At 67.9% G+C, this 10,023-nt stretch carries 9 protein-coding genes; 2 read left to right on the forward strand and 7 right to left on the reverse strand.

Annotated elements, in window-relative coordinates; all coding sequences use genetic code 11:
* Positions 1 to 880 precede the first annotated feature (880 nt).
* From VF643_RS03890 to VF643_RS03905, 4 genes are read right to left on the reverse strand one after another with little or no spacing between them, the layout of a single operon-like run.
* Complete coding sequence (locus VF643_RS03890) at positions 881 to 2,929, reverse strand: prenyltransferase/squalene oxidase repeat-containing protein (RefSeq protein ID WP_331042061.1); 2,049 nt, start codon at positions 2,927 to 2,929, stop codon at positions 881 to 883.
* On the reverse strand, positions 2,926 to 3,879 hold the full coding sequence (locus VF643_RS03895) for a hypothetical protein (protein ID WP_331042062.1): 954 nt from the start codon (positions 3,877 to 3,879) through the stop codon (positions 2,926 to 2,928). The genes VF643_RS03890 and VF643_RS03895 overlap by 4 nt, the downstream gene beginning before the upstream one ends.
* The gene (locus tag VF643_RS03900) at positions 3,876 to 5,027 is read right to left on the reverse strand and encodes a cytochrome P450 (protein ID WP_331042063.1); all 1,152 of its coding nucleotides are present in this window, start codon (positions 5,025 to 5,027) and stop codon (positions 3,876 to 3,878) included. The genes VF643_RS03895 and VF643_RS03900 overlap by 4 nt, the downstream gene beginning before the upstream one ends.
* 52 nt (positions 5,028 to 5,079) lie before the next feature.
* Entirely contained in the window at positions 5,080 to 5,223 is a 144-nt protein-coding gene (locus VF643_RS03905; protein ID WP_331042064.1) for a hypothetical protein, read from the reverse strand.
* 135 nt (positions 5,224 to 5,358) lie between these two features.
* Here VF643_RS03905 and VF643_RS03910 point away from each other — a divergent pair, with 135 nt between their 5' ends.
* Positions 5,359 to 5,640, forward strand: a complete 282-nt coding sequence (locus VF643_RS03910) for a PqqD family protein (RefSeq protein WP_331042065.1) — start codon at positions 5,359 to 5,361, stop codon at positions 5,638 to 5,640.
* Between the two features lie 73 nt (positions 5,641 to 5,713).
* A complete protein-coding gene (locus VF643_RS03915) occupies positions 5,714 to 7,543 on the forward strand; it encodes an asparagine synthetase B family protein (RefSeq protein ID WP_331042069.1) in 1,830 nt (609 codons plus the stop codon).
* Here the strand turns inward: VF643_RS03915 and VF643_RS03920 are convergent.
* From VF643_RS03920 to rfbD, 3 genes are all read right to left on the reverse strand, one after another.
* Positions 7,540 to 8,043, reverse strand: coding sequence for a lasso peptide biosynthesis B2 protein (locus tag VF643_RS03920; RefSeq protein ID WP_331042066.1), 504 nt, complete (start codon positions 8,041 to 8,043; stop codon positions 7,540 to 7,542). The two genes, VF643_RS03915 and VF643_RS03920, sit on opposite strands and share 4 nt — an antisense overlap.
* Before the next feature lie 148 nt (positions 8,044 to 8,191).
* Positions 8,192 to 9,244 carry a dTDP-glucose 4,6-dehydratase gene (gene rfbB / locus VF643_RS03925; protein ID WP_331042067.1) on the reverse strand — a complete coding sequence of 351 codons (1,053 nt, stop codon included), beginning with the start codon at positions 9,242 to 9,244 and terminating at the stop codon, positions 8,192 to 8,194.
* Positions 9,237 to 10,023: dTDP-4-dehydrorhamnose reductase (rfbD, locus tag VF643_RS03930; RefSeq protein ID WP_331042068.1), on the reverse strand; the 787-nt coding region annotated here is incomplete at its 5' end. The genes rfbD and rfbB, both read right to left, overlap by 8 nt.

Raw genomic sequence — 10,023 nt, forward strand, 5'->3', positions numbered from 1 at the left:
CTTGACCCGGGCCGCCGCGTGCTCGGCGGGCACGTTTCTCTGGGAAGTTGTCCGAGATGACCGGTGAGGGTGGCGATGCCGTTCTTCGCGGTCACGCCGATGTGCGCAGGCGTCGCGCGTGGCTCACAAACGAACTCGGCGAGGAGATTTCCTGAAGCTGACGGTTTTGAGACATGGTGGTCTCCTGGAGTGACGTTGGCACACTGTCGCGCGGCACCAACCGGCTGGATCGCGGCTGGTTGCGGGTCGGGAGCTGCAGGGACGTATGATCAAAGTCGCTGATTCGACTTCGTACGGTAAACCGATCGCGTCACCGAACTGAGTCCCAGGAAGCGTGAATGCCACGGAGGCGCTGCTAGCCAGACAGGTTGGTGAGGTTCACCTGGCGCTTGCACTCGGCCACGCACCTTACGGCGCGAGTGCCCCTTCATGCTATGCCTGCGGCAAGTCGCCTGCGATGCCGCTCGGCCAACCGTTGCCGTAATCGCGCCTGCTTACGAGTGTGACTTGTCGTAAGTCCGGCCAGACCGCATAGTGATCGGTCACGATAGGGGGCACATTTGGGGGCACGGAAGTCGCAATACATTTACGTTGTGCATCTCATATCAAAGAGATAGCATCATAGATGTGAATCCCTCCGTCTCCGCCAGAACTGCTGCCGGCTAAGGGGTCTTGCCTAGAACGGCGAGCCTTGCGCACATGACCAGCCGGAACGCTTCCTCGATTGCGCGGGGGGAGAGATCGTGGCCGGATGCGCGGGCGCGCTGGGCTAGCGCGTTGTAGTCCGGCGCTGCGGGGAGAGGAGATTGGTCGCCCGTCGTCGTCAACGCGCTGCTCGACAGGAACGAAAGGGCGCGCTGGAGCTCCGGCCGAGGTGACGTCACGCTCCGCACTCTGCGGCGAGAAGAGAGCTGAACGCGAGAAGCGTCGATGCTGCCGTGAACAGGCGGCGCTCGTCAGGTACGACCGGCATGCCCGGGCGACGGTGGATCTCGGCCGGGTCGGGGAACAGCATTGCGGCGCTCGCGTCCCAGCCGCCGTCGGAGCGCTGCTCCGCCGCCAGCGCTACGGCCAGTGCCCGCGCCTGTCCGCGGTCTTTCGTTCCTCCACGTAGCAACAAGGCGATCAGCCACGCACGGGCAAATGCCGCGCTCTCCGAGGCAACCTGCCCCCGCGCCCATGCGACCGCGCGCGCAACGCTTTCGCCCGTACCTGCAACCTGCGCCAGACTCTGGGCCGCAAGGGCGCTGGAGAAGGCGTCCGAGCGCCACCAATAGGCCGGCCAGGTACCGTCCGTATCCTGAGCGGAAAGCAGGAAGGCGTTCAGCGGCTGCCCGATCACTCCCGCCGCGTTGGCGGCGACGCACAGGTGCCCGCCTCGCCAGCCGGCATCATCCCGACCGGTGGCGGCACCGCTGAAGCGCAGGCGTGTCGCCGCCGCATAGGTCGAAAGACCGCCGTCGGCGCGCAGGTGAGACAACAGGAACGCCTCGGCCCTTTGCACTTCAGGGCCTGAGTAGGCGGCGGCCCTGAGAAACTTGAGCACCCAGGCAGTGCTGTCGGCATCGGCGGGGCTGATCCGGTTATAGGCCCAGCCACCGTTGGGCCGCTGCCGCCGGAGCAGAGCCCTTACCGTCTGCGTCACAAGCCCAGCCGGAAGCGGTACCCCGCTTTCCACCAAAGCATAGCCGACGAAGGCCGTCACCCACTCGTCCGAAGCACCGTTGACGAGCTGGAAGTCGCGCCAGAAGTCGTCCTGTTGACGCTCGGTGATCAGGAACCCGGCTGCCCGGCCGATCGCCGCGGTGACGCAATCTGTGGCGGATCCCGGTCCATCGGCCTGCGGGTGCGGCGGGGCCGGGTTGCTGCCGCGGTTCCAGTGATGCTGCGCCGAGACATAGGCCTTGGCGCTCGCATGCGCGTTTGCCGAGATCGAGACCTTCACGTGGGAAAGGCGGCGCTCGTACCAAGGGACAAACTGCGGCGGTGCCGCGAGGGTCGCCGCAATCCTCTGCGCCGGCCACGCCTGCCCGCGATCCTCGGGGAAGTGTCGCGCGCCGAGGCGTTCTAGCCCGGCGCGCTTTTCGGGTGTGCAAAGGCCTTCCGCGCAGAGCCAGTCGAAATACTCGCGCCAGCGCGGCTCTTGCGCGGGCAAATGCGGCAATGCGCATTCGAACCCGATCGAAGGCTGGATCGCCGGGGAGAAATCGAGCGCCAAGGCGACCTGCCCGGTGAGCTCGACGAGGCGCCCGAACATCGCGCTCGCGCGGCCCAGGTCGCCGGGCCAGCCCAGTCCGGCGAGGACGTCGGCGACATCGCCTGGCCGCACGGAGCGCAGATTGAGCCGAACCCCTGCGCCCCGGCCCAGCATGAAGCCGACATAGCTGATGGAAATCGCTGTGGGGATCGTGCGCAGCAGCGTGCCGACATGCGCGCCGGCCAGGTTCAGCCGCGCGATGTGGCCTGCAACCCGGTCCCGGGACGTGTGGTCTTCAGGTCCACGTTCGTGCCGGTGCTGAACCGGCAGGAAGATCGCCGGCGGCGTCGCGGCACGTCCTCCGGGACCGTCCCACTCCAGAAAGAAGCCGCTGAGGTCGGTCCGGACACCGCCGGTGTCATCGGCCCAGGCCTCCAGGAACCGACTCACGAGGTCGCCGCCGCCGGACGTCGAACTCCTCGCCAAGTAGCGCCGCAGTGCTGCCGCGTCGGTGGTGCTTTGGGTGATGAACTGGTGCAGGTCGACCGTGTCGTCGCCCTCGTCGAGGCGCAGCTCGAGCGCGACGCGGGGGATTGCGCTCAAGCGCGCAGCGGCGTCTTCCAGCTGTCTCCGTGCGGCGGGGCTTACAAGGCTTTCGGGCATTGCCGGCCAGAGCAGGGCCAGAGATCCTAACGGAGACAGATCGGCATCGGGCTCGATACCCGGATTCATGCGCACGCGGTGTCTTGCATGACGAGCGCTTCCAGGGCGGCGGCGGCACCGGTGAGGCGATCGAAGCTGTCCGGCAGGGTCAATGCGACGGCCGGGACTTGCATGGCCAGCCCCCCGACCGCGTGCTGCAACTGGGGAGGCAGAGCTGGCCCGCCGCCAACAGGATCGGGCGTAGCATGTTCGAACAGGTGCCGAATGGCGACGGCGGGCGCCAGCGCCTGGACCTGCAGGGTTTCGGCGGACGGATCGCGGGCATTGAGAAGGATCATTGCGGTCAGTGGGACTGCGGACAGCGGATCCGCGATCGCGTCCGCCGCATCGATGACACGCTTGTCGAATTGCGCCGCGTAAGCGGGTGAACCCGGATCGTCGAAGCGGGTAGGCATGGCATCCACAGGCTGATCGAGGGCGCGCGCCGCCCGCAGCGTGAGCTTTGTCTGGCGATGTCCGGGGAAGCAGCTCCATTGCCCGTCCACCAGCTCGAGCCGCGCAAGATCGTCGGCAAGGAGCTGCCAGCCTCGGCTCTGCAGTGCCCAGGAGAGCGTCGACTTTCCGGCTCCCTTGTTCGCCATGATCAGGATCGCACGGCCGCTCTTGACCAGCGCCGCGGCGTGGAAGGAGAGCAAGCCGCGGCGGACCAGGATCGTCCGCATGACCGGCTCTGCGAACAGGCTGAACAGATCGCGCTCGCTGACGTCGGGGGTTGCCTCGCAGCTCACCGCCGATCCGCCGGGCTCGATCCGGAAACGGCAGCGGACGCGGCCGTCATAGCCGAAGATATGGTCCGTCGCGACGCCCGAGGCGGTCCGCTCCTCGCGCACGATCGCGATCGGATCGCCGGCCTCGCGCTCAGTCGGCAGCCTGTCCATGCGACGAGTTCGCCACATGACGTCCGCTGTCGGCTGCGACGGCTCGCCACCGCGCGCGATGCGCAGGCCGTTCAGCGTCAACACGGGCGCAATGCCTTCGCCGGGAGGAAGAGGCTGAAGACGCTGGTGCCGCCGAGTATGCCGGGCGCCATGCTCACCGCAGTGTCGGCGGGCCATTCCGGCAGGCGGCGGAGCAATGCATCTACACCGGTGCGGATAACCGCCCGCGCGAGGTGCAGGCCGACGCACATGTGGCGACCGGCGCCAAAGGCGAGGTGGGTCGCTTTCGCACGGTTCGGCTCGAATGCCTCCGCATTTGCGAAGCGCGTGGGATCGCTGTTCAGGCGGTTGAGCGGCAGAACGACTCTGGCACCCCTGGGAATAGTCCCCGCCGAACATTCTATGTCCCGGGCCGCGTCGCGGAGCAGGACCAGATGCGCGGGCGGGCCGAGACGAAGGCCCTCCTCGACCAGGCTCGCCACCGGAACCGCGCCGCTTCGCGCCGCCTCCCAGATCGCTGGCTCGTCCGCCAGGCGCGCGAGCAGCCCGGCCAGCGCCTCGAGCGTGGTATAGGAATTGCCGAACAGGAGGAGTGTCGCCTGGGCCAGCGCCTCGTCCAGCGAAAGCTCTCCCGACGCAACGGCGCCGTGGAGGATGCGGCTTGCGGCCGCGCGCGGCGGGAGAGGCGATTGCCAGACCCGCTCCAGCACCCTCGCGATCGCCGCGAGGGCAAAGTATCGCGTCGTGCCGCTCCGCTCGCACCCTGGGATGAAGCCCGCCATTGCCTCGACCTGAGTTTCCAGCGCGTCGCGAGCGGGAGGGTCGATCCCAAGCAGCTCCATCAAAGCGTCGCGCACCAGCGGCCGGGCAAAGCCGGCGACAAGGTCGATCCTGTCCTCCCCGTCCACCGCATCCAGCAAGGCGGATGCGCGGGACTCGAGAAAGGGGCCGAGACGGTCGATCTCATCGACGCCCAGCGCAGATGCAGCCGCCTTGCGGTAGGCGATCCGACGCTCGGTGTCGCAGCCCCACATCCAGAGACTGCGCAGGTGCACCCCGCGTGCCACGAGCGCCGACGCCGGCCCGCTGGCGCCTGACGGCGGCGGGATATCGGCGGGAACGCGCGCGTCGGCACTGACGAGGATCGACCGGGCATCCGCATAGGACGAGATCAGCCAAGGGCCGCCGCCTCCCATGCCCGCGCCATCGACGGTCCGGGAGCCGGTCACCTTTTCACCGCAGCCGCAGGGTGCGACGCCACGGACGTGGCGTCATCTGGGATCAGGAGTTGTAGACCGCGCCATCCGGCTGGGCCGCCGGGCCGCCGCCGCCCTGGGTGCGCTCGCTCGCGGCACCATAGTCGACAAGCTCTGATGGCTCGAACGCAGTTGTTGCAGCCTGTTCCACGATAAAGTCGTCGCGCATTGTATCCCCCTCGTTTCGGACGCGTTGCTAAGTTGCAACTTAGCCGAGGTCAAGGAACGCGCGCGTCCCCGGGACGCGGTGTCATTGATCAGGCCGTCATGTTAGATCCCAGTCCACGACAGGCGGGAGATTTGCGTGACGGGCGGCGCCGAGGAGATTTACCGGCTCAACGAGAGCGTATTTTCGGTCCCGATGCCGGATGAGAATGTCGTCCTCGAAATGGGATCTGAAAAGTATTTTGGCGTTCGCGGAGCGATGCGACATCTGATGGACGGCATGCGCGATGGCCTTTCGCTGGACGCCATGGTCGCGCAGACGTCCGCGCGTTACGGCGTCGCTCCCGACATAGCGCGCCAGGATATCGAGGGGATGCTCCCGAAGCTGATCGCGGCCGGCATCGTCGAACGCGCCACGTAGGACGCGGCAGGTGGGCGCGATTGCCGGTCTCTGGTGTTCTGACGGCCGTCCCGCCGCGGCGCCGCTTGAAGGCATGCTAGCGGCGCTGCGGCCCTATGGTCCGGATGCGTGTGGCCGCTGGGCGGAGGGTGAGGTCGCCTGCGGCAACCGCGTGATGCATTTGGGGCATGAGGATTTTCCGGACAGCCGACCTTTTATCGGTGGCGGCGGGCGGTTCGTCATGGTCGCCGACGCGCGGTTAGATAATCGTGAGGACCTGCTGGCCGCATTGGGGGTCGCTGCCGCCGCCGCTGCCGTCGGCGATGCGGAACTGGTGCTGCGCGCCTTCGAACGCTGGGGCGAAGCGTGCCTGGAGCGGCTCTATGGCGATTATGCGTTCGCCGTCTGGGACCGCAGCCTCGAACGCTGGCTGCTCGCGCGCGACGGCCTGGGCGGCCGGCCATTATGCTATTTCCGCAGTCCGCGCCTGTTTGCGTTCGCGTCGATGCCGCGTGGCCTCCATGCCCTGCCGGAGGTTCCGTATGAAGCGGATGAGGATCTTCTGGCGCGGGCGCTCGACCTCGTGCCGGCGAATCCGAATGCGACATGCTTCCGGCATATCGTCCGGGTCGGGATGGGCGAGTGCGTGATCGTCACGGCCGGCGGCGAGACGCGTCGGCGTCATTGGACCCCTGACCCGCCGACCCTGCGCCTTGCCCGCGCGAGCGATTACGAGGAGGCCCTGCGCGCCGAGTTCGATCGCGCGGTCCGCGTTCGGCTGCCTCGGGAAGGAAGCGTCGCCGTCCACCTCAGCGCGGGCCTGGACAGCGGATCGGTGGCGGCCACTGCCGCGCGCCTGCTGGCACCGGAGGGAAGGCAGGCGGTCGCCTTCACGGCCGTCCCGCGTGAGGGAGCCGTGTCGCACGTTCCGAGCGGCCGCTTGCCTGACGAGGGTCCGCTCGCCGCCCTGACGGCCGCCCTGCACGACAATATGGAGCATGTTCGGGTCCGGACCGACGGGCGGTCGCCGCTGGACGCCCTGCCTTGGGCGTTCGCCCTTTGCGAACAGCCGTTTCTCAACCTGTGCAACCAGGTCTGGCGCGATGCGATCTACGAGCTTGCCCAAGCGCGCGGACTGTCGGTGTTGCTGACCGGACAGGCGGGCAATCTCACCTTGAGCTACAAGGCGTCGCGGCGGCTGCGGGTGCGGCTTCGCGGCCGGGGTTTGCGCGGTCTGGCGGACGAAGTGCGCGCGCTGAGCTGGAAGCGCCAAGGCTCCGGTCTCGGTGGGCTGATGCGTGCCGTCGCAGCCCGCGCCCGCGAGCCTTGGCAAGAACAGGTCCCAAGTCTCCTCAATCCCCAGCGCCGGGAGGAGCTTGGGCCGCCTGGCGCGACCTTGAGGATGCCGGCATCGATCGACACGCGCGGCGAGCGTCTGGCTGCGCTTCGGCGCATCGACCTGGCGGATTACACGAAAGGCGCGCTCGCGCGCTGGAGGATCGACGAGCGGGATCCGACCTCCGACCGGCGGCTGGTGGAATTCTGCCTTTCGGTCCCGGACGAGCAGTTCCGGCTCGGCGGCATTCCGTCCTCGCTTGCGCGCCGCGCGATGGCCGATCGCATCCCGCCTCCCGTGCTCCGGCAGCGCGTGCGCGGCCTCCAGGCGTTCGACTGGCATGCGGGCATCGCCGATCCCAAGCGCGATATGGGCGAGGTGGTCCCCGCGCTGGCGGCATGCGCGGAGACGGCGCGCCTGCTCGACATTCCGCGCCTTCAGGACGCGATTGATCGCTGGCCCTCCGCGGGCTGGCACGAGGCCGGCGTGACCAGGCTGTACCGCCACGAGTTGCTGCGCGCGCTGTCCAACGGCGACTTCCTCAGGCGCGCCGTTGCGGTTCGCGCAACCCGGGACGGCGCGGTCTAGCGCGCCGCGGTGCCGTCGCTGGGCAGGCAGCCCAGCACGCGAAGGTGCGGCGGTACGGGGTAGCCCGTCACTTCGACTCCTGCGGCTTCCAGCCAAGCGTGAGCCTCGAAACGGGCCGCTTCCGAAGCGGCAACGCCGACGTGCATGATGCTGCCGATCCCGCGCCTGCGCAGCATCGTTCGCGCGGCGAGCGCCTGGGCAAGGCACATGGCCCGCTCCGGAAAGTAGCGGGCGACACGGGTCACTGCCCAGCCGACATCGAGCGCCGCTTGCCGCTCGCCGGGCGCAGCCGGCGCCGGCTGCGAAGCGACCGACGGCGCCGCGGCAACTAGGCCCTGCAACCCCTGATGCTTGAGCGGCTGCAGCCGAAGCCGGGTTTCGGCAACCGCGAGCTGCAGGCAGGCTTCGGCGACCAAACGGCGCCGGGGCCACGCCCCCCGGGTCAGCGCGGCCAGCCGTTTCGGCGCCGACCGCCACCTACCGATCATCCTTCCGGCCATTCTCGCTCGTGGGTCGCCTCGTCGAACATCGTGGCGGGCGTCGCACGCCGGCTCGGGGAGGGGCAAGTGCCAGCAGGCCAGTGTGGGGCTCCTCCTGTCCTGCCCGCCAGTCCGGCGTATCTGATCCTTGCCGCCGCACGCGCCAGCTCTACGAACCCGGCGCCGGTCTCCACCAGCTTTCGTTTTCGAGATACCAGGCGATGGTGCGCTCCAGCCCATCCTCGAACGCGCATCGGGGCCGGAAACCGAGTTCCGCGCCGATCTTCCCCGTGTCCACAGCGTAACGGCGATCGTGGCCGGGACGGTCGGCGACGTAGGTCTTGAGCGTGGCGGACCGTTGCCCGCGCGCCGCGAAAGCCTGTGGGAAGCGTCCGGCAAGACTGGGATCTGCACGGAACGCGCGGTCCACGCCGTTGCAGATCAGGTCGATGACCGCCAGGTTGGGCAGCGCTGCGTCGCCGCCGAGATTATAGGTCTCGCCGCTGCGTCCGCCGAGCAGCGCCAACTCGATGCCACGGCAGTGATCGTCGACATGCAGCCAATCCCGCACGTTCATGCCGTCGCCGTAGATCCCGAACGGCTTTCCGGTCAGGCAGTTGATCAGACACAAGGGTATGAGTTTGTCTGCAAATTGAAAGGGACCATAGTTGTTCGAACAGACGGTGACACTGGTCTGCAATCCATAGGTGCGGTGATAGGCGCGGACCAGATGATTGCTGGCCGCTTTCGACGCGGAATAGGGAGAGTTGGGCGCGTACGGCGTCGTCTCGGTGAACGGCGGATCATCGGGGCCGAGGCTACCATAGACTTCATCGGTGGATATATGATGGAACCGATGCGGGCGTCCGTCGCCATCGTCGATCCACGTCTGCCGGGCTGCTTTCAGCAGGCTGTGCGTACCCTGCACGTTGACGTCCAAGAAGATGTCCGGATCACCAATCGAACGGTCCACATGCGTTTCCGCGGCGAAATGGACCACGGTGTCGATGCCGGTGGCCAGAAGCTCGCAGACGAGGCGGGTGTCGCGGATGTCGCCCCTGACCAGCCGGACCTGGTCCAGCCCGTCGAGGTTGGCGGCCTTGCCGGCATAGGTGAGGGAGTCAAGAACCGTGATCCGATCGTGCGGATGCCTGTCCGCCCAGTAGCGCACGAAGTTGGTGCCGATGAACCCGGCGCCGCCGGTGACCAGAAGATCAACCATGGCGAGCGATCTCCTCCAATGTCTGCTGGACGTTCGCCCGCCAGTGCGGGGGCGAAGCGCCGATGATCTGCCACGTCTCCGACGCGTCCAGCACCGAATAGGCGGGACGCGGTGCGGGCGTCGGGTAGTGTGCACTGGCAATGGGCGTGACCGGGATCGCTGTGCTCAACAGGCCGAGGCTGCGAGCCTGCTCCTGGATCGCGAGCGCGAATTCATACCAGCTTGCCGTGCCGTCGTCGCGGTAATGAAGTAGGCCCGTCTGACCCCGAGCGGCCAGCGCCCACAGCGCGAGCGCGAGCGATCGGGCGCTGGTCGGCGTGCCGGTCTGATTCGAGACCACCTGCAAATGATCGCGTTCCCGCATCAGCCGGAGCATGGTGGTCAGGAAGTTCTTCCCGGCCGCGTCGTGCAGCCACATGCTGCGAACGGTCAGCGCCTGCGGATCGGCCTGGCGAACCGCGATCTCACCGGCCAGCTTGGACTGCCCATAGACGCTTTGTGGGTTCGGTCGGTCCTGCGGCAGATAGGGGCGGGTGGCGTAGCCGTCGAAAACGTAATCGGTCGAAATGTGGATGGTTCGCGCGCCTGCCGCACGCGCAGCGGTGGCGATGACGCCGGGGGCGACGGCGTTGATGGCGAACGCCGCCGCCGCGTCCGTTTCCGCCGCGTCCACGGCCGTGAAGGCGGCCGCGTTGAACACCAGGTCGGGACGCGTGCGGCCGACCGCCTGTTCGATCGCCGCACGGGAACCGATGTCGCACTCGGAACGGTCGAGCGCG

The organism is Sphingomonas sp. (assembly GCF_036387595.1).
GTDB lineage: Bacteria > Pseudomonadota > Alphaproteobacteria > Sphingomonadales > Sphingomonadaceae > Sphingomonas.